The following is an 18,039-nucleotide window of genomic DNA, read 5'->3' as shown; positions in this document are numbered from 1 at the left end:
GGAAGAACCGATCGAGAGGGACCATCCGTGACTTTCACCGTACTCACCACCGCTCTTGACGCCCTGCGCCAGGTCACCGCCGGCGCCGTCGACTCCGACCGGCTCGACGACCCGACTCCCTGCTCGGAATGGACAGTTGCCCAGGTGCTCTTCCACGCCGCCGGCGACCAGCACGCCTGGGCGTCGATCGTCGGAGCCGGCTCGCTGCCGTCCTACGACCCGTTCGATCCGCCGCGCCGGCTCGACGCCGGCGTCCAGGACACGGTCACCAAGGCGATCGAGGCGGCCACCGGTGCCTGGGCCGGTGTCGACCCGGCGGCGGCGTCGGTGAGCACCCCGCTGCCGCCCGTACCGGAGCTGGCACCGGCTCTCGCGGCTGCCGCCTGCGCCCTCGACGCCGCCGTACACGCCTGGGACGTCGCGGTGGCGACCGGTCAGCCGACACCGCTGACCGACGCGCTGGCCGAGGAGCTGTTGCCGGCCGCGCGAGCGACGGCCGAACCGCTGCGCGGCTTCGCCTACGCACCCGCCCTGCCCGTGCCGGCCGGCGACGGCCCGGCCGCCACCCTGTTGCGCTACCTTGGCCGCGACCCGCTCTGGACACCGGCCGGTCACTGACCGGCACCGCCGGGGCCACCCCAGCCGGTGGCCCCGGGACGCGGTCAGCGGCGCAACGTCAACCGGAACGCGCAGCCGTCGCCGGCCGGGCCGGGCGAGACGAGGGTGAGCTCGCCGCCGTGCGCCAATGCCACCTGGTGGGCGATCGGCAGGCCGAGGCCGGTGCCCGCGACGTCCGTCCGGCTGCGCCAGAAGCGCCGGAAGACCTCCTCCTGCTCGGCGAGCGGGATGCCGGCGCCGTGGTCGGTCACCACCATGGCGACCTCGTACGCCGCCATCTCCACGGTGATCTCGACCGTGCTGCCGTCCGGGGCGTACCGGACGGCGTTGTCGACCAGGTTCGTCACTGCCCGCCGTACGGTGGGTTCGTCGAATGCGCACTCCGCGGCCTCCGGGCCGGTGACGGCCAGATCGATGGTCTTCGCCGCGGCGAGCACGGCGACGTCGTCGGCGACCGCACGGACCACGGCCATGAGGTCGGCCGGGCGGCGCGCGATCGTGCGCGCCCGGCCCCGGGCGTCCACCAGCAGCTCGTCGATGGTCGCCCGGAGGCGGGCGGCTGCCGTCGCGGTCTTCCGCAGCCCGTGCCGGTACACCTCGATCGATGGTTCGGGATGGGCGAGGAGCACCTCGGCGTTGGCCATCAGCACCGACAGCGGCGTCCGCAGCTCGTGGCTGGTCTCCTCGATCAGCCGGCGCTGCGTCTCGGCCGCCTGCTCCAAGCGGGCCAGCATGTTGTCGATGCTCGCCGCGAGCCGGACCACCTCTGTCGGACCCCGGTCGAGCCCGACCCGCCGGCTCAGATCGGCGGCCTCGATGTCCTCGGCGACCGCCCGGACCCGGTCGAGGTCGCGCACGGCCCGTCCGGCCAGGCCCCAGGCGAGCGCGGCGGCCACCGGTGCGAGGGCGAGCACCGTCCACGTCACCCAGGCCGACCGCTGCGCGGAGGTGCTGGTCACCAGCTCGTTCCCGGCGCCGGCCGCCTCGGCCTCGACGTCGCTCACCACCACCACCACGCCGAACAGCAGGAGCGCGGGCACGTAGCCGGCCAGGAACCCCAGCACCGCGATCCGCGTACGCAACGACCGCCAGCCCCGGCCCATCACGGCAGCAGCAACCGGTAGCCGGTGCTGGTGACCGTGACGATCAGCGGCGGTTCGCCGAGCTTGCGGCGGAGCCGGCTGAGGATCACCCGGACCGACGAGGTGAACGGGTTGGCGTTGGCGTCCCAGACGTGCTCCAGCAGCGTCTCGGCCGACAGCACCTCGCCCGGGTGGTGCATGAAGTACCGCAGCAACGAGTACTCCCGCGCGGTGAGGTCCAGCGGCGTCGTAGCCCGCCAGGCCCGGTGGGCGGCGAGATCCAGCGTCAGCTCGCCCACCCGCAACCTCGATCCGGCGGTGTCCTCGCGGCGGCCCAGCGCCCGCAGCCGGGCCAGCAGTTCGGCGAAGTGGAACGGCTTGACCAGGTAGTCGTCGGCGCCCGCGTCGAGCCCGGCGACACGGTCGGCCACCGCGTCGCGGGCGGTCAGCACGAGATGACGCCGGGGGCGGCGCAGGGACGGGTCGGCCGCGGCGCGCCGGACCAGAGCGAGCCCGTCGCCGTCCGGCAGGCCCAGATCGAGGCAGACCACGTCGTACGTCGTGGTGGCGAGCAGCTCCTCGGCGGCCGCGCAGGTCCCGGCCACGTCCACCGCGTACGCCTCGTTGCGCAGGCCCAGCGCGACGATCTCGGCCAGGTCCGGGTCGTCCTCGACCAGCAGGACGCGCATGTCACGTTCCCCTTCCGCAGGCAGTGTCGCGATGTCACCGGGACCGGCTCGCGGCTGTTGTCCCGGCCGGCCCGGAGACGGTCACCTTGTCGCCGGCGAAGTCGAGGGTCACGTCCGGCCCGGTTCCGGTCGGATCGTCCGGGCGGTACTTGTTGATTCCGACGGGCACCAGCGGCAGGGCCGGCGGTTGGGTCGGCAGCTCCGCCCCCGCGATGGTGCTGTGCTCGTCGACCGCGTACCAGCCGAGCCGCGGACCGTCACGGGTGGTCAGGGTGACGTACGTGCGCATCTCGCCGTCGGCGACGACAGTGCCACCGGCGGCCACCGCGGAGATCGGTCCGTACTCGGCCTCCACGCCCTTGCGCTCCTCGCGTCCCTCGTCGGTCCGCCCGGCGAGCATGGCGAGCACGCGCTTCTCGTGCTCGCGCAGGTCGTCGGCGGAGAAGCGGCCGCGTGGCGGGAACAGCGCCCCCACCGCGTCGGCGCCGCCGGCCGAGATCCTCGGCCGGTTGGCGGCCACGGCCACCTCGAACGACCCGCCCGTCTCCAGCCGGTACCTCCCGACGATCGCGGCCGGGTCAGCCCCCGCGGCCGGCGCGGTCGGCGTCGGCAGGGGATCGCCGGCCACCAGCGACGGTACCGTTGCGGCCAGCAGCTTTTCGGCCGTGAGCACCGATCGGTTGGACGACATCGCGATCACCTGGTCCCGCTCGGGGATCCAGAGGACCGCCACGTTGTGGCCGACGTCGCCGCCACCGCCGGCGATGGCCACGATCGGCTTGCCGTGCACCGTGGCGTCGAACGCCATCCAGCCGCCCAGCGTGTACGACCGGCCGTCGCCCACCGCGTACCCCGGATCTCCGGCGAGCCTGGCCGACCCGGGCGTGACGAGTCCGCCGCGGAACAGGGCGCGGGCCCAGGTGGCCAGGTCCCTGGTGGTCATCGCCAGCGAGCCGTTGCCCTCCGTCGTCCAGTACGGACCGGCGAAGTCGCGGGACCGGCTCGGTTCGCCGTCGTCGAGGTACCCGGCGGCGAAGGGCCCGGCAGGGGTCGGCCTGCCGTTCCAGAAGCCGCCGGTTACCGCACCGCCGGGCAGCGTGAGGACCTGCGTACGGGTGTAGTCGCGGTACGACTGGCCGGACACGGTGTCGATGATGATCGCCAACAGCGTGTACCCGGCGTTGGAGTAGGCGTCGCCCGTGCCCGGCGGGAACGTGAGCTTCAGCTTGTTGATCGCGGCGATCGCGCCGGCCCGGTCCAGCGGCTGGTCGTCGGCGCCGATCGAGCCGCCGATCCCGCTGGTGTGCAGGAGCAGCTGGCGTACCGTCGCCTTGGCCACCGGTCCGACGATCGCCGGCACCAGCTCGCCGGCCCGGTCGTCGAGGGACAGCTTGCCGCTCTCGGCCAGCTTGAGGATCGCGGTGGCGGTGAACGCCTTGCTGACCGATCCGATGCTGTACACCGTGTCGGCGGTGTTCCGGGCGCCGGTGGCATCGTCGGCCGTGCCGTAACCGGCGAGGCACTCGAACCGGCCACCGGTCGAGACGGCGACGGCGCCGCTGAAGCCGGCCCGCGCCCACGCGCCGAACGCCGCCTCCAGCTTGCTGTCACACTGCGGGTTCGCCGCGACGGTCGGACGGTCCGGCGCCGGGTCGTCGGCGGTGCAGCCCACCGTCACGGCCAGCATCGCGCCGAGCACCATCACCACCGTCGCCGTCCGGGTACGGCCGTTTCTCCGGCGGCCGGGCAGTCCCGACGCGGATAGCCATTGCCTCTTCATGCCGCGACGGTAGAAGCGGGGCTGAGAACGTGATGTAAACGGCCAGGCGCGCACAACCCGTACGCCCCGGGCGGCACTCTGCGGGCCCTTTCTGCGAGCCGAAGCCTCGGCCGAGGCCGATCAGGGGAGCCGCGTGGCCGTGGCCCGGCGCGGTCCAGTCCTGCTTTTCGGGGCCACGGGCACGATTGTGGCGAGGAGCGACATCACGGTCTCGGTGATAGTGGCCAGGTCGGTGTCGTCGCCCGCCAGCCACCGCCGGTAGGCCGTGCGGAAAACCTGGATCCCCACGTTCGCCGCGATTTCTGCGATGTCGGGGTCGATTCCGCGCCGGGTGAGGGCACCGCTGAGCCCGTCGGCCATCTGCTGCTGTTTGATCAGTTCCCGCTCCAGCAGTTGAGCGTTCGATGTGATCAGCGCGTCCCGCCGGTGCTGGACTTCCCGTGATCCGAGTTTCTCCCAGTTGAAACCGGCCAAGGTCCGGATCACCGCTCGGAGCGGCTCGGTGACGTCGGTCGTCTGAAGGAGCTCCTGGACGAGTGCCTCGTTGAGCGCGTCCGCCTCGGCGAAGAGAACTTCTTCCTTGTCCGGGAAGTACCGGAAGAAGGTGCGGGTGGTGACGCGGGCCCGGGTCGCGATCTGGACGGCGCTGGTGTCCTCGAACCCTTGCTCGTCGAACAGTTCCATGGCGGCCTGTTTCAGCCGCTCTTCACTACCGTGTTCCCACCGGGGCATGGCGCCAAGATACCTGCCCTGATGACCCGTCGTGACACCGCACGGGAGCTTCGCGAGACCCATGAGCGCGCCGCCATGGATTCGGGCCGCCGACTCTGCTGATCAGGTCGGGGCGGCCGGGAGCGGGAACAGCGCCAGCGGTACGTGGTGCTGGCCGGCGTGGATGTCGCGGTCGCGCAGGCTGCCCTGGACCACCGGCCGGGGGAAGGAGATCTTCACGACGTTCAGCTCGGGGATGCGGAAGATCTGGATGGTCTCCGCCGCGACGTCGTAGAGGCGGGCGATGACCGCCGCGTCCAGGTAGGCGGGATCGGCCACCGTGGCGTAACCGGTGGCGTCGCGCATGAACAATTCCATGGTGACCCAGAACGGTCCGGCGTTCTTCGAACGGACCTCCCGGGCCAGGTCGGCGATCGTCCGGGGGCGGGCGGGCTCAGACATCGCGGTCCTCCGGCAAGTTGAGGCGGAACAGGCTGGTGGGGGAGTCCACGTCCACGACGTGGTTGAGGACGAACTCGTACGCCGCCCCGCGCTCGGTCTCGGCCGGTGAGGTGGCGAAGGCGAGGCTGGGCAGGTAGTCCATGTCCGGGGTGGGCAGGTGCAGCATCAGCGGGTTGGCGATCTTCGCGACGGCTGTGGCCGTCTGCTGGTCCGCGGCGTTGACCAGCAGCATCACGCCGACCTCGCGGGGCGGCCCGGTGGCCGGGTCGAGGGCTTCCAGGACGGCGTCGTAGCCGTAGAGGCGGAGGTCGAAGGCGTACTCGTCGGGGCTCAGCTTGAGGGTCTGGCTGACCCATTCGGTGATCATCCGGCGCAGCAGCGCGGCCCAGGTGGTGATCTGGCCGAGGATGTGCGGGTCGCGGATGGCGGTGAACGACATCGTCTCGTACCCGGTGATCCGGGCGCCCTCCAGTTTGATGGTGTGCTGCTCGGCGGGTTCGAAGCGGGAGCCCTCGACGCGGACGCGCCGGTCGTCCAGGGCCCGGTAGCTGGCCTCGGCGACGTTGATGGTGCCGGCCGGCTCCCGCATGGAGTACGGGTTGACCGTCTCGTAGAGCATGTGCGCCGACACCGAGGTGGGGGTGCAGGCCACCGCCGGGTCGAGTGGTTCGATGGTGAAGCCGGTGGCGTCGATGGTGGCCAGGACGCCGCCGGAGCGGGGGTTGGTGGTGCACTGCCCGCCGCATTCGACGATCTTGGCGGCGTGCCAGGTGGGCCCGGCCGGCATGCCCGCCATGAGCGGATAGGCGGCGGCGACCGCGGTATCGGTGGCGCGCCCGGCCAGGACGACGTCGACACCGGCGGCCAGCGCCTCGACGATCGGTTCGTGGCCCATCATCCCGACGATGTGCCGGCAGCTCTCCAGGGTCGCCGGGTCGAGCTCGCCGGCCGGCGGCAGCGGGTGCACCCGCCCGGCGTCGAGGTGTTCCTTGAGGTCGGCGGCCTGCTGTTCGCTGTAGATGGTGGCCACCCGCAGGTTCAGCCCTTCCTCGGCCAGGATCTCGCGGGTGATGCCGGCGACCCAGTCGACGCCGGAGTCGGTGCCGCTGGTGCCGCAGGAGCCGACGATCAGCGGAATGCCGGCGGTCGCCGCCGCGCGCAGCAGCAGGCGCAGGTCGCGGGCGACGGCCGCGGCGGCGGTCTTGGCGGTGCCGGAGCCGAGATAGTACGGGCCGGAGTCGGTCGAGCCGCCGTCGACGGTGATGACGTCGGCGCCGAGGTCCAGACCACGGGTGATGGTCTCGGGCGGGAAGCCGCCGCCGAGCATGCCGCTGGGCGCCAGCACGCGTACGGAATCACGGGTTTCAGTCATGGTCCTCATCTCGGGGTCACGGGGTTGACGGCTGACCTGGGGTGGCCGGCCAGGGCGGCGACGAGTTCCCCGGCGCCCTCCAGCCCGGCGGCCAGGCGGGCCTCGGCGGTCTGCCCGGCCATGTGCGAACAGACGGTGATGCCGTCGACGCCCCGCAGGACGCTGTCGGCCGGTAGCGGTTCGACGTCCACGACGTCGAGGGCTGCGCCCGCCAGGCGCCCGGAACGGACCGCCTCGGCGAGGGCCGCGGTGTCCACGATGGGCCCGCGCGCGGTGTTGATGAGGTGGGCGCTCGGCTTCATCCGGCTCAGTGCGGCCGCGTCGATGAGGTGCCGGGTACGCGGGGTCAGCGCGGTGTGGACGGAGACGAAGTCGGACCGCTGCAGCAGCTCGTCGAGCGTGACCAGGACGGCGGGCGCGGGCAGCTCGCCGGTGCCCAGCACGGTCATGCCGAACGCCTGGGCGAGCGGCACCACCCGGCGGGCCACCGCGCCCCGGCCGATCAGCCCGAGGGTCTTGCCACGCAGCTCGTGCCCGTCGCGGCGGGGCCACCCGCCGGCGGCGACCCCGGCGGCCATCGGCACCAGGTTCCGGGCCTGGGCCAGGAGCAGCCCGATGGTGTACTCGGCCACCGCGTTGCTGTTGATGCCCGGCAGGTTGCTGACGCTGATGCCGAGCCGGGTGGCGGCCGCGACGTCGACGGAGTCGTAGCCGACGCCGGTGCGGACGACGGCGCGCAGCTCCGGCGCCGCGCGCAGCACCTGCTCCGACATCGGCTCGTTGGCGATCAGCGCGCCCGCGGCGCCGGCCAGGGCCGCGATCAGCTGCTCGGGCCGGCGGGGTCCCCGCATCGGGTCGTGCCGGGTGGTGAAGCCCTGCCGGGTGAGGAAGGTGTCCACCTCGTCGCCCGGGGTGAGGTAATCGGTGGTGATCAGAACGGTGGGCATCGGACTCCGTGTCAGGTGAGGATGGGGGTGCCGCGGTCCCGGTGCAGGCGACCGAGGCTGATGACGACCAGGACGGCCAGAGCGGCGAGGATCGCGATGTCCAGCAGCATCCAGTTCCAGCCGGTGAGGTCGACGACGGCGCCGATGAGGGCCGGGCCGCCGAAGCCGCCGAGGTACCAGGTGACCGCGTACAGGCCGGTGTAGGCGCCGAGCACCCGGCTAGACGGCGCCAGGTTCCACAGGGCGACCGCCGCGTTGATCATGAAGGCGGCGGCGCCGACCGCGGCGACGCAGAAGGCGATGACCGTCCCGGTGGCGGTCTGCACGGCGGCGCCGGCCGCCATCGCGGTGGCGAAGATGATCATGCCGACCCCCATGGTGCGCAGCCGCCCGTAGCGCTCGGCGCACAGCGCGGCCGGGTAGGCCGCCAGCAGGAAGGCGATGCCGCTGGGCAGGGTGAGCCCGCCGGCCTCACCGCGGGTCAGGCCCAGAGCCTCCATCCCGTACGGGGTGACCAGCGACCGGGAGGCGAACCACGCTCCGCCGAAGAGCAGGACGGTCAGCAGCAGCAGGAGCCGGCGGCGATCGCTGTCGGTGACCAGGTCGGTGATGACCCGGCGGAACGGCACCCGCGCCTCGTCATCAGCGGCGTCCGCGTCCTCGGCCAGCGCCGCCTGGTAGGCGGCCGACCGGCTGTCGCGGACCTTGGCGATCAGCACCACGGTGACGAGCAGCAGGATCACCGAGGGGATGACGAACGCGCCCCGGGGATGGTCGTCGATGACGAAGAGGCTGATCAGCGAGGCCACGATGATGGTCAGCGCGGCCGCGATCTTCACGGCGGCGTTGGCCCGGCTGCGCCGCTCGGGCGGCAGGAAGTCCGGGATCATCGACTCGGCCAGCGGCCGGATGGTGTTGACGACCAGCGCGTACAGGAACATCACGGCGACCAGGGTGACCAGCGACGTGGTCCACGGCAGGAACGCGAAGAGCGTCGCCGCCAAGGGCATGCCCACCGCGAGGTACGGCACCCGCCGTCCCCACCGGGTGCGGGTGTTGTCCGACCGGTTGCCGATCCAGGGCTGGATGAAGATGCCCAGCAGGTTGTCCATGCCCATCAGCAGGCCGACGACCGCCGCGCTCGTGACGTGCTCGCGCAGCAGCACGGGCACCTGGTTGTCATAGAAGTTCCAGGTCGACTCCTGCGCGAACAGCGTCAGGGCGATGAAGAACGTGATCTTCCGGTGGGACACCGTGCGGTCCCGCAGCGTAACGGCCATGTTGCCTCCACGTGTCGGGCGTCACGCTAATTTGCTATGGCAAACTCGTCAACAGTTGCATACAAACTTGCCATGGCAGACGGTAAAGTGCCCTCATGACTGCCACCCAGACGCTGTCCGACCAGGCGTACCGTCAGCTTCGCAGCGCGATAGCCACCGGCGAGCTCGCTCCGGGGGACAAGGTCACCGAGCGCGGCATGGCCGAGCGGCTGACGATCAGCCCGACCCCGGTCCGCGAAGCGCTGCGCCGCCTGGAGCTCGACGGGCTCATCGAGCGGATCGGCCCGCGTACGGTGCGGGTCGCCGCGATCCGCGACGCCGCCATCGACGACCTCGCGGAGGTGGAGGTCGGCCTGCGGGGCCTGGTGGCCCGCTTCGCCGCCCGGCACGCCACCGCCGCCCAGCTGGACGCCCTGGACGCGCTCCTCGACCGGGCCGACGACCTGCTGATCCTGCTGAAGGAACGCGGTCACCCGGGACAGCCGTCGGAACGGCACCTCACCGCGCTCCTCGACACCATGCAGAATTTCAACGACACCGTCGACGCCTGCGCCCACAACCCCGTCCTCATCCGGATGCTCGAGCAGAGCCGGGTGTTCTCCCGGCCCCAGCGCCGCGAGCTGCTGCTGCGCCGGGTGGCCGAGGACCAGACCTTCGGCCTGGAGCGCTACACCAGCCACCGCGCCCTGGTCCGCGCGCTGCGCGCCGGCGACTCCACCGCCGCGGAACGCATCGCCCTCGAGGACTCGCAGGGCGGGCTCGCGGCGCTGCGGGAGGCGCGATGACCGCGCATCGCATCGCCGTCATCCCCGGCGACGGCATCGGCAAGGAGGTCGTCCCGGCCGGGATCGAGGCGCTGCGGGCCACCGCCGACCACTTCGGGCTGCGGCTCGACTTCGACCACTTCGACTTCGCCAGCGCCGACCACTGGCAGCGGCACGGGACGATGCTGCCGCCCGGCTGGGAAGAGACGCTGCGCGCGTACGACGCCATCTACTTCGGAGCGGTCGGCTGGCCGGCGGTCGTCCCCGATCACGTGTCCCTGTGGGGCAGCCTGCTGCAGTTCCGGCGGGTCTTCGACCAGTACGTGAACCTGCGTCCCTGCCGGCTCATGCCCGGCGTCCGCAGCCCCCTGGCCGATCGGGAGCCGGGCGACATCGACTTCGTCGTCGTGCGGGAGAACACCGAGGGCGAGTACTCCAGCGTCGGCGGTCGCATCTTCGAAGGCACCGAACGCGAGACCGTGCTCCAGGAGACGGTGATGACCCGCGTCGGCGTGGACCGCGTCCTGCGCTTCGCCTTCGAGCAGGCGCGCCGCCGCCCGAAGCAGCACCTCACGTCGGCCACCAAGAGCAACGGCATCGCCATCACCATGCCGTACTGGGACGAACGGGTGGCGGAGATGGGCGAGCGGTTTCCGGACGTGCGGCTCGACAAGTTCCACATCGACGCGCTGGCGGCGCAGTTCGTGCTGCACCCCGACTGGTTCGACGTCGTGGTGGCCAGCAACCTGTTCGGCGACATCCTGTCCGACCTCGGCCCGGCCTGCACCGGCACGCTCGGCATCGCCCCGAGCGCCAACATCAACCCCGAACGCGAGCACCCGAGCCTGTTCGAACCCGTCCACGGCTCCGCCCCGGACATCGCCGGCCGCGGCATCGCCAACCCGGTCGGGCAGATCTGGTGCGGGTCGATGATGCTGGAGCACCTGGGCCACCCCGAAGCGGCGGCGCACCTGCTCGGCGCGGTCGAGGACGTCCTGGCGCACGGGCCGAAGGAGGCGCCGCTGACCCCCGATCTGCACGGCACCGGCACGACCGTCGAGCTGGGTCACGCGATCGCCGAACGGGTCCGCGAACGCCCCCGTAACGGGTGATCAGTGCACGAACGTCGCCACCGGCTTCCGGTCTCGACGAGGTACGTCGACAGCATGAGCCCGGTGTCCGGACCCAGATCGGTGGCGTTGTGCGGCGTGCGGGGCGGGATCAGGAAGCCGTCACCCGGGTGCAGAGTCAGCGTGGGGTGGTCGCGGATCTCCCTCCGTACCGTGACAAAACCTCCAGGAAGCCGGAAATCAGACAACTGCCCATCGGCACCGAACAGCCCGGCGATGACAAAGCTACTGTTGTCCGATGACCACTGCCGCGGTGTCCGGCACGTGAGCCGGGCCGACGCGGCCGGGCATGTGTGCTGGTCATATGACGACTATCAGCCGTTCGACGCCTACGCGCGGGACTTCCTGCGCGCGGGGCTCGAGGCCGGCGAGCGGGTCTGGTTCGTCGCGGGCCGGCACTCCGCGGAGACCGCGGACTGGCTCGCAGCTCGAGCGCCAGCATCCGTGCTCTCCTCCGAACGGGCCTATCCCGGCGGCCTGGTCGTCGACCCGGTCGCTCAGGTGGCCGCCTACACGGCCGCGACCGAGGACGCGCTGGCCGCCGGCTTCACCGGACTGCGCGTGGTGGCCGACGCGACGGCGTTCGTGCGCACCGACGAGCAACGGCACGCCTTCGCCCGGTACGAGTACGCGATCGGGCGCTACATGCGCACCGCCCCGATGCGTGCCGTGTGCGCCTACGACCGCCGTGAGCTCGGTGATCAGGCCGTTGCCGAGCTGGCGTGCATGCACGAGTCCAGCCACGCCGAAGGTGTGATGTTCCAGCTGCATCCGGGGGCGACGACCGCCGACGCGGTGCTCGACGGCGAGATCGACGAGTCGGTGGAGGAACTGTTCGCCGGCGCTCTGCGGCACACCGACCTGGCCCCGGCCGGTGGGGAGGTCGTGGTGGACGCCGATGACCTCGGCTTCATCGACCACCGGTCGCTGCTCGCCCTGCAGCGGTACGCCGAGACGCAGAAGATGACCGCCGTGGTCCGGACCCGCCTCGGTGCGGCCGAGCGCCTCGCCGGGTTGCTGGGGCTGGCCCACGTACGGGTGGAGGTGACCCGATGAGGACCGGTGCCGCCGCCGGGCACACCGGCTACTTCCACGAGGCGGTCTGCTACGACTCCGACGAGGATCTGCTGGCCGTGGCGGTCCCGTTCCTGCTGGGCGGCGTCGCGGCCGGCGAGCCCACCATCGTCGGGCTGGGCGGGCGTAATGCTGAGCTGGTGCGCGCGGCGCTGCCGGCCGGTTGCCCGGTCACGTTCCTGGAAGGTGGTGCGGTCTACGCGCGGCCGGCCGGGGCCATCCGGTCGTACCGCGAGCTGCTGGCCGACCACGTCGCCGGCGGGGCCGCGCAGATCCGGATCATCGGCCAGCTGCCGATGGAGGCGCTCGGCGTGACCTGGGACTGGTGGGCACGCTACGAGTCGGCCATCAACCACGCCTACGACGAGTTCCCGCTGTGGAGCATGTGCGCCTACGACACCCGGGTCACTCCGGAGGCCGTGCTCGCCGACGTGCTGCGCACCCATCCGCGGACGGCTCTGCCGGACGGCCGGCACGTTTCCAACAGTCAGTACACCGACCCGGTGCCGTACCTCAGCGAGCCCCGCCCCCCGGTGCCGGACCCGGTGCAGCAGACCGCGCCGCAGGCCGACCTGCTTGATCCCGGCCTGTCCGAGGCGCGCCGGGCCGTCCGTGACGCCGACCGGGGCCATCTGCCGGCCGAGGACGTCGACGACCTGATCGTGTCGGTCAGCGAGGCGGTGGCCAACGCGCACCGGCACGGCAGCGGGCCGGTGCGGATGCGGCTGTGGAGCGGCGCCGACCGGATCGTCGTCACAGTCACCGACTCCGGTGCCGGGCCCAAGGACCCGTTCGCCGGGCTGCTTCCCGCGGGCGACGGCAGTGCCGGTGGCCTCGGGCTGTGGATCGCCCACCAGTCGTGCAACCACGTCGCCCTGCACCGGCATCCGGAAGGGTTCACCATCCGGCTGACCGCCGGAAACCCGCGCCACTGAAGCCGTACGGGGTCAGCCGAGACCGCGGTGCCCCCGCCCGTGCGGGAACGCCTTCACGGCAGCCATCCCGCCCGTTCGAGGGTGTGCCACCAGGTGCGACGGATCTCGTGGGCGCCCCGGCGTTCGGCTCGATGACGCCGCAGAACCACAGGTCCCGGTTCGCCGGCCGCGGGTCCGGCCGGCCCGGATCGCCCGCCCGCGCGCCGTGGCCCAGGAAGTGTGAGTGCACGTCGGCGACCTGAGCGCCGTGCCGTCCGGCCACGGCGGCAGGCCGCACCCGGTACGGCGCCGGTCCCGTCGCTCGCGTCGTACACGGTGGTGATCACCGTGCGCGGGAGGTTGCCGGATCCGGCGCCGAGGTGGCGCAGGATCTGCTCGCCGCGCTCCGCGACCCGGGCGATGACGGCCTCGGCGGCCGCGCTGTCGCCGTACGTGCCGAGGTCCCGCCGGCGTAGACGTCGATGGACATGGAGTCACCCAGGGCGGTGTACAGAAGCTTCACGACCGCGGCTTGCCCATTCAGCGATCCGGTATTCGCGTCGTTCCGCCGGCCGATCGGGTGAGGAGCGGAACCCGACCGGCCACCTTTGCCGCAACTTGTTCACAACCGGCGTGATCCTGCCGAGCAAGTCGATCACATCGTCGGGACGTCGAAGGAGCCGCAGTTGAGGAAGACAGTCCGCCTCAGGGCCGCCGGGGCGGCGGCTGTGGTCACAGCGGCCGCTCTGCTCTGTCCGGGCACCGCGGAGGCCGCGATCACGACGACCTCGTTCACGGACTACGCCTACACCGCCACGGCCGCGACGCTGCCGGACGTGCGCCGGATCGTGCGGGACGACGTGGCGGCGGCCGCCGGGCTCACCGGCAAGGGCGTCGGCATCGCTCTCATCGACACCGGGGTCGTGCCGGTGGCCGGGCTCACCAGCGGCAACGTGGCGAACGGGCCCGACCTGTCGCTGGAGTCGCAGGTGCCGGGCCTGCTGCGCCGGGACACGTACGGTCATGGCACCCACCTGGCCGGCATCATCGCCGGGCGTGACGCCGCCGGGGGCACCTTCAAGGGGTTGGCGCCCGACGCCAAGCTGATCTCCATCAAGGTGGGCGCGGCCAACGGCGCGGTCGACGTCACCCAGGTGATGGCCGCGATCGACTGGGTGGTGGCGCACCGCAACGACGACCCGGCCAACCCGATCAAGGTGCTGAACCTGTCGTACGGCACGGACAGCACGCAGAGCTGGGTGAGCAGCCCGCTCAGCGAGGCCGTGGAGAACGCCTACCTGGCCGGCATCAGCGTGATCGTCGCCTCGGGGAACACCGGCGGCAACATTCTGAACCCGGGTTCCAACCCGTACATCATCACCGTCGGCGCGACCGACCCGCGGGGGACCACCAGCACCGCCGACGACACGGTGGCGGCCTTCAGCAGCATGGGCACCTCCCAGGACAACGCACCCGACGTGCTGGCCCCCGGCCGGTCGATCGTCTCGCTGCGCGACCCCGGCAGCTACGCCGACGTGAACTACTCCTCGGCGCGGGTCGGCGACCGGTTCTTCAAGGGCAGCGGCACCTCGCAGGCCGCCGCGGTGGTCAGCGGCGCCACCGCCGTGCTGCTGCAGAAGTACCCGACCCTGTCGCCGATGCAGGTCATGTGCTACCTGCGGGCCACCGGCACACCGGTCACCGGTTCCTACGCCCCGCAGATCAACCTGGAGACGGCGATCAGGTCCACGCTGACCGGCTGCGGCCAGAGCGGCAGCACCATCACCGGTACGGGCAGCATCCAGAAGGACCGCGGCTCGTCCCAGGTGACCATGGGCGACGGGGTCGCGCTGACCGGGGAGCGGGACATCTTCGGGCCGCTGAGCTCCTCGACCTGGGCTGCCGCGAGCGCCGCCCGGACCGCCTGGAACGGCGGGGACTGGATGGGCCGCCCGTGGACGGGGACCGGCTGGGCCAGCCCCACGGACGGCCAGGGCAACTGGTCCGGCAAGGCGTGGTCGGGCAAGGCGTGGTCGGGCAAGGCCTGGTCCGACCTGGCCTGGTCGGGACAGTCCTGGTCCGGTAAGGCGTGGTCCGGCAGCGGCGGCACGGCGCCGAACTGGAGCGGAGCGGCCTGGTCGTCGACCGGCTGGCTCACCGCCGGCGACAAGGGCTGGATGTCCTGAGTGAAAAGCACCTGAAGTGCAATCCGGTTCCCCTGCCGATTGCCCGGCGGTGGCCGATTCGGCTCCCGTGAGCACAACGGGCACGGGCGCTCCGGGCGCTGATCGGCGACGCACGTCGCCGGCGCCGGAGCTCGCCCGCCTGCTGGACGATCTCGAGACCTATCAGGGCCGTGACATCGAGGCCAACCTGGCTTCCGCGGCGGCGATCGAGCGGGCGGCCGGCGAGTGCGGCGAGACCACCCTGCAGCTGCGGGCCCGGCTGGTCCAGGCCGACATGGCCCAGCGCAACGGTGACCGCAGTGGGGCCGCGCAAGTGTTCCTGGAGGTCCACCGGCAGGCGCAGGACCTGGCCTCGCCCGCGCTGCTGGCCCGCAGCCACTTCCACCTGGCGCTGATCTACAACTACCTCGGCGATCACGCGGCGAGCCTGGAGAACGCGATCAGCGCCGTCGAGGTGCTCGACGAGCACGCCCCGCCGGGACTGCGGCTGATGTACCTGAACCGGCTGGCCAACTCCCTCGGCGATGTCGGGATGATCGACGCGGCGCGGGAACGCTACCTGCAGGCCGAGCAGCTGGCGATCGCGATCAACGACCTGACCCGGCGGCTGCTGGTGCTCAACAACCGCGCGTACACCGAGTTCCAGGCCGGCGAGCTGGCCGCCGCCGCGACGGTGGTCGAGCGCATGCGGGTGGTGGCGGCCACCCTGGGCCGGGAGTTCCTGATCATCGAACGTGACACCGTCGCCAGCATCCAGATCGGGCTGGGGGAGTACGCGGCGGCCGAGCAGACGCTGCTCTCGGTGCTGGACTCGCCGCTCTGGTACGAGGTGCACGACCTGGCCGAGGCCACCCTCACCCTGGCCCGGGCCCAGCGCTGTCTCGGTGCGCTGGACCGGGCCCAGCAGAGCCTCGACCGCAGCCGGACCCTCGGCGAGGAGCGGGAGCTCACCGGGATCCGGGTGGCCGTCATGGCCGAGCAGGCCGAGCTGTACGCGGCGGCCGGCGCGTTCGAGCAGGCGTTCTTCGAGTACAAGCGGTATGACGCCGCCCGGGAACAGCTGCGGTCGGCCCAGCAGGAGGCGCGGGCGCACACCCGGCAGGTGATGTTCGAGACCGCGCAGGCCCGTAACGACGCCGAGCGGTACCGGGAACAGGCGCTCCGGGATCCCCTGACCGGACTTCGCAACCGGCGCTACGTGGACGACCATCTGCCGGCCGCTGTCGCCCTGGCCGCCGAGACCCGTGCACCGCTCACCATCGCGGTCGTGGACATCGACCACTTCAAGCGCATCAACGACACGTTGTCGCACGAGGCCGGCGACGAGGTCCTGGTGGCCGTCGCCCAGGTGCTGCGCTCGGTGCAACAGGCGGTGTCGGACACCGGTTTCGTGGCCCGGATGGGTGGCGAGGAGTTCCTGGTCGTCCTGCCCGGCGTCGGTGCCGCACAGGCCGCCGGCCGGCTGGAGGAGCTGCGGGAAGCGGTTGACGGGCACCCGTGGCGGCCGGTGACCGGCGACCTGCCGGTGACGGTCAGCGTCGGGGCCACCTCGACCCAGGGCCATGACGCGCCGGCCGCCCTGCTCGCCGACGCGGACCGGATGCTGTACGCCGCGAAGGCCGCCGGCCGGAACCGGGTCATCGTGTTGCCCTCGACAGTCTGATTCACATGTGTCGATCCGCCTGCTAGCGTCACGTGACGTGGTTGCGTGACCACCCAGTGTGGGGAGGCTCAGGTGAGAACAGCCGTCCGTCGAGGCGCCGCCGCAGCAGGCGCCGTTGTCCTGTCGATCCTCGGATTGTCCACCGGTGCGCAGGCGGCACCGGCCGAGGCGGACGTCATCTCGGTAGCCGGGGCCGAAGTGGTGCCGGACAGCTACATCGTCGTCCTCAAGTCGGGCATTGCTCGGAAAGTCGCCACCGAGCACAACGCGGCCGTGCTCCACACGTACACCAAGGTCTTCAAAGGTTTTGCGGCGACGATGTCGGCGCGCCAGGCGCGGCAGGTGGCCGCCGACCCGGACGTCGCGTTCGTGCAGCCCAACGTGATCCACCGGATCTCCGAGACGCAGGCCAACCCGCCGTCCTACGGCCTGGACCGCATCGACCAGCGCAACCGCCCGCTGAACCAGGCGTACACCTACTCCACGACCGCGGCGAACGTGCGCGCCTACATCATCGACACCGGCATCCGCACCACCCACCAGGACTTCGGCGGGCGCGCGGCCAGCGGATACGACGCGGTCGACGGCGGTGCCGCCGACGACTGCAACGGCCACGGTACGCACGTGGCCGGCACCGTCGGCGGCAGCGCGTACGGCGTCGCCAAGGGCGTGCAGCTCGTCGCCGTACGCGTGCTCAACTGCGAGGGCAGCGGGACCACGGCGCAGGTCGCCGCCGGCATCGAATGGGTCACCGCCAACGCGGCCAAGCCGGCCGTCGCCAACATGAGCCTCGGCGGCAGCGCCGACACCGCCCTGGACAACGCGGTGAGCGCGTCGATCGCCTCCGGCGTCAGCTACTCGATCGCCGCCGGCAACGGCCTGTTCGGACTGTTCGCCCTGGACGCCTGCACCCAGTCCCCGGCCCGGGTGGCGACCGCCATCACCGTCTCCGCGACCAACAGCAGCGACGCCAAGCCGTCCTGGGCCAACCGCGGCACCTGCGTCGACGTGTTCGCCCCCGGCATCAGCATCACGTCGTCGTGGTCCACCGGCGACACCGCCACCAACACGATCAGCGGCACGTCGATGGCCGCACCGCACGTGGCCGGCGCGGCCGCGTTGTATCTGGCCGGTCACCCGGGCGACTCCCCGGCGCAGGTGCACAGCGCCATCGTCAGCAACGCCACCACGGGCGTGGTGACGAGTCAGGGGTCGGGCTCACCGAACCGGTTGCTTTATACGGGCGCGTTCTGAGCGTTCCAGCGGTGGGGGGGGGGGGGGGGGGGGGGGGGGGGGGGGGGGGGGGGGGGGGGGGGGGGGGGGGGGGGAGAGGGGAGGGGGGGGGAGGGGGGGTGGGATCGACCGCT

16 protein-coding genes are annotated in these 18,039 nt (G+C 72.0%); 8 read left to right on the top strand and 8 right to left on the bottom strand.

Annotation, left to right across the window (positions count from 1 at the left end):
• Positions 1–27 precede the first annotated feature (27 nt).
• Positions 28–618, top strand: a complete 591-nt coding sequence (locus ACZ6S4_RS00110; RefSeq protein ID WP_465472726.1) for a TIGR03086 family metal-binding protein — start codon at positions 28–30, stop codon at positions 616–618.
• Positions 619–662: 44 nt separating this feature from the next.
• Here the strand turns inward: ACZ6S4_RS00110 and ACZ6S4_RS00105 are convergent, their stop codons facing one another.
• From ACZ6S4_RS00105 to ACZ6S4_RS00070, 8 genes are all read right to left on the bottom strand, one after another.
• Entirely contained in the window at positions 663–1,700 is a 1,038-nt protein-coding gene (locus ACZ6S4_RS00105; RefSeq protein WP_465472725.1) for a HAMP domain-containing sensor histidine kinase, read from the bottom strand.
• Positions 1,701–1,720: 20 nt separating this feature from the next.
• Positions 1,721–2,389: a response regulator transcription factor gene (locus ACZ6S4_RS00100; protein WP_465472724.1), complete on the bottom strand. Its 669-nt coding sequence runs from the start codon at positions 2,387–2,389 to the stop codon at positions 1,721–1,723.
• 34 nt (positions 2,390–2,423) lie between these two features.
• Positions 2,424–4,169, bottom strand: coding sequence for a serine hydrolase domain-containing protein (locus tag ACZ6S4_RS00095; RefSeq protein WP_465472723.1), 1,746 nt, complete (start codon positions 4,167–4,169; stop codon positions 2,424–2,426).
• 120 nt (positions 4,170–4,289) lie between these two features.
• The gene (locus ACZ6S4_RS00090; RefSeq protein ID WP_465472722.1) at positions 4,290–4,853 is read right to left on the bottom strand and encodes a TetR family transcriptional regulator; all 564 of its coding nucleotides are present in this window, start codon (positions 4,851–4,853) and stop codon (positions 4,290–4,292) included.
• Between the two features lie 150 nt (positions 4,854–5,003).
• Complete coding sequence (locus ACZ6S4_RS00085; protein ID WP_465472721.1) at positions 5,004–5,342, bottom strand: DUF4387 domain-containing protein; 339 nt, start codon at positions 5,340–5,342, stop codon at positions 5,004–5,006.
• A complete protein-coding gene (locus tag ACZ6S4_RS00080) occupies positions 5,335–6,714 on the bottom strand; it encodes an acyclic terpene utilization AtuA family protein (RefSeq protein ID WP_465472720.1) in 1,380 nt (459 codons plus the stop codon). The genes ACZ6S4_RS00085 and ACZ6S4_RS00080 overlap by 8 nt, the downstream gene beginning before the upstream one ends.
• 5 nt (positions 6,715–6,719) lie before the next feature.
• A complete protein-coding gene (locus tag ACZ6S4_RS00075; protein ID WP_465472719.1) occupies positions 6,720–7,661 on the bottom strand; it encodes an NAD(P)-dependent oxidoreductase in 942 nt (313 codons plus the stop codon).
• 11 nt (positions 7,662–7,672) lie between these two features.
• Positions 7,673–8,941 carry an MFS transporter gene (locus ACZ6S4_RS00070; protein WP_465472718.1) on the bottom strand — a complete coding sequence of 423 codons (1,269 nt, stop codon included), beginning with the start codon at positions 8,939–8,941 and terminating at the stop codon, positions 7,673–7,675.
• Positions 8,942–9,036: 95 nt separating this feature from the next.
• Between ACZ6S4_RS00070 and ACZ6S4_RS00065 the strand changes: the two genes are divergently transcribed.
• The 7 genes from ACZ6S4_RS00065 (at position 9,037) to ACZ6S4_RS00035 (ending at position 17,926) form a co-directional block, all read left to right on the top strand.
• Positions 9,037–9,726 (top strand): GntR family transcriptional regulator, encoded by a 690-nt coding sequence (locus ACZ6S4_RS00065; RefSeq protein ID WP_465472717.1) that lies wholly within the window; start codon positions 9,037–9,039, stop codon positions 9,724–9,726.
• Positions 9,723–10,817: a tartrate dehydrogenase gene (locus ACZ6S4_RS00060; protein ID WP_465472716.1), complete on the top strand. Its 1,095-nt coding sequence runs from the start codon at positions 9,723–9,725 to the stop codon at positions 10,815–10,817. Before ACZ6S4_RS00065 ends, ACZ6S4_RS00060 begins: the two co-directional genes overlap by 4 nt.
• Before the next feature lie 234 nt (positions 10,818–11,051).
• The gene (locus ACZ6S4_RS00055) at positions 11,052–11,891 is read left to right on the top strand and encodes an MEDS domain-containing protein (protein WP_465472715.1); all 840 of its coding nucleotides are present in this window, start codon (positions 11,052–11,054) and stop codon (positions 11,889–11,891) included.
• The gene (locus ACZ6S4_RS00050) at positions 11,888–12,844 is read left to right on the top strand and encodes an anti-sigma factor RsbA family regulatory protein (protein WP_465472714.1); all 957 of its coding nucleotides are present in this window, start codon (positions 11,888–11,890) and stop codon (positions 12,842–12,844) included. Before ACZ6S4_RS00055 ends, ACZ6S4_RS00050 begins: the two co-directional genes overlap by 4 nt.
• Positions 12,845–13,509: 665 nt before the next feature.
• Complete coding sequence (locus ACZ6S4_RS00045) at positions 13,510–15,009, top strand: S8 family serine peptidase (RefSeq protein WP_465472713.1); 1,500 nt, start codon at positions 13,510–13,512, stop codon at positions 15,007–15,009.
• A gap of 67 nt (positions 15,010–15,076) precedes the next feature.
• Positions 15,077–16,672: a tetratricopeptide repeat-containing diguanylate cyclase gene (locus ACZ6S4_RS00040; protein ID WP_465472712.1), complete on the top strand. Its 1,596-nt coding sequence runs from the start codon at positions 15,077–15,079 to the stop codon at positions 16,670–16,672.
• A gap of 72 nt (positions 16,673–16,744) precedes the next feature.
• Positions 16,745–17,926 carry a S8 family peptidase gene (locus ACZ6S4_RS00035; protein ID WP_465472711.1) on the top strand — a complete coding sequence of 394 codons (1,182 nt, stop codon included), beginning with the start codon at positions 16,745–16,747 and terminating at the stop codon, positions 17,924–17,926.
• Positions 17,927–18,039: the final 113 nt, after the last annotated feature.

This window comes from Actinoplanes sp. NPDC051405, assembly GCF_055586185.1.
The sequence above is the reverse complement of the archived record's forward strand: the minus strand, read 5'-3'. Positions and strand labels throughout refer to the sequence as shown.

Bases quoted from the DNA above. Each gene is read 5' to 3' on its own strand.
- ACZ6S4_RS00100 (WP_465472724.1), bottom strand. From the start codon at position 2,389: ATGCGCGTCCTGCTGGTCGAGGACGACCCGGACCTGGCCGAGATCGTC.
- ACZ6S4_RS00095 (WP_465472723.1), bottom strand. From the start codon at position 4,169: ATGAAGAGGCAATGGCTATCCGCGTCGGGACTGCCCGGCCGCCGGAGA.
- ACZ6S4_RS00090 (WP_465472722.1), bottom strand. From the start codon at position 4,853: ATGGAACTGTTCGACGAGCAAGGGTTCGAGGACACCAGCGCCGTCCAG.
- ACZ6S4_RS00085 (WP_465472721.1), bottom strand. From the start codon at position 5,342: ATGTCTGAGCCCGCCCGCCCCCGGACGATCGCCGACCTGGCCCGGGAG.
- ACZ6S4_RS00080 (WP_465472720.1), bottom strand. From the start codon at position 6,714: ATGACTGAAACCCGTGATTCCGTACGCGTGCTGGCGCCCAGCGGCATG.
- ACZ6S4_RS00075 (WP_465472719.1), bottom strand. From the start codon at position 7,661: ATGCCCACCGTTCTGATCACCACCGATTACCTCACCCCGGGCGACGAG.
- ACZ6S4_RS00070 (WP_465472718.1), bottom strand. From the start codon at position 8,941: ATGGCCGTTACGCTGCGGGACCGCACGGTGTCCCACCGGAAGATCACG.
- ACZ6S4_RS00065 (WP_465472717.1), top strand. From the start codon at position 9,037: ATGACTGCCACCCAGACGCTGTCCGACCAGGCGTACCGTCAGCTTCGC.
- ACZ6S4_RS00060 (WP_465472716.1), top strand. From the start codon at position 9,723: ATGACCGCGCATCGCATCGCCGTCATCCCCGGCGACGGCATCGGCAAG.
- ACZ6S4_RS00055 (WP_465472715.1), top strand. From the start codon at position 11,052: ATGACAAAGCTACTGTTGTCCGATGACCACTGCCGCGGTGTCCGGCAC.
- ACZ6S4_RS00050 (WP_465472714.1), top strand. From the start codon at position 11,888: ATGAGGACCGGTGCCGCCGCCGGGCACACCGGCTACTTCCACGAGGCG.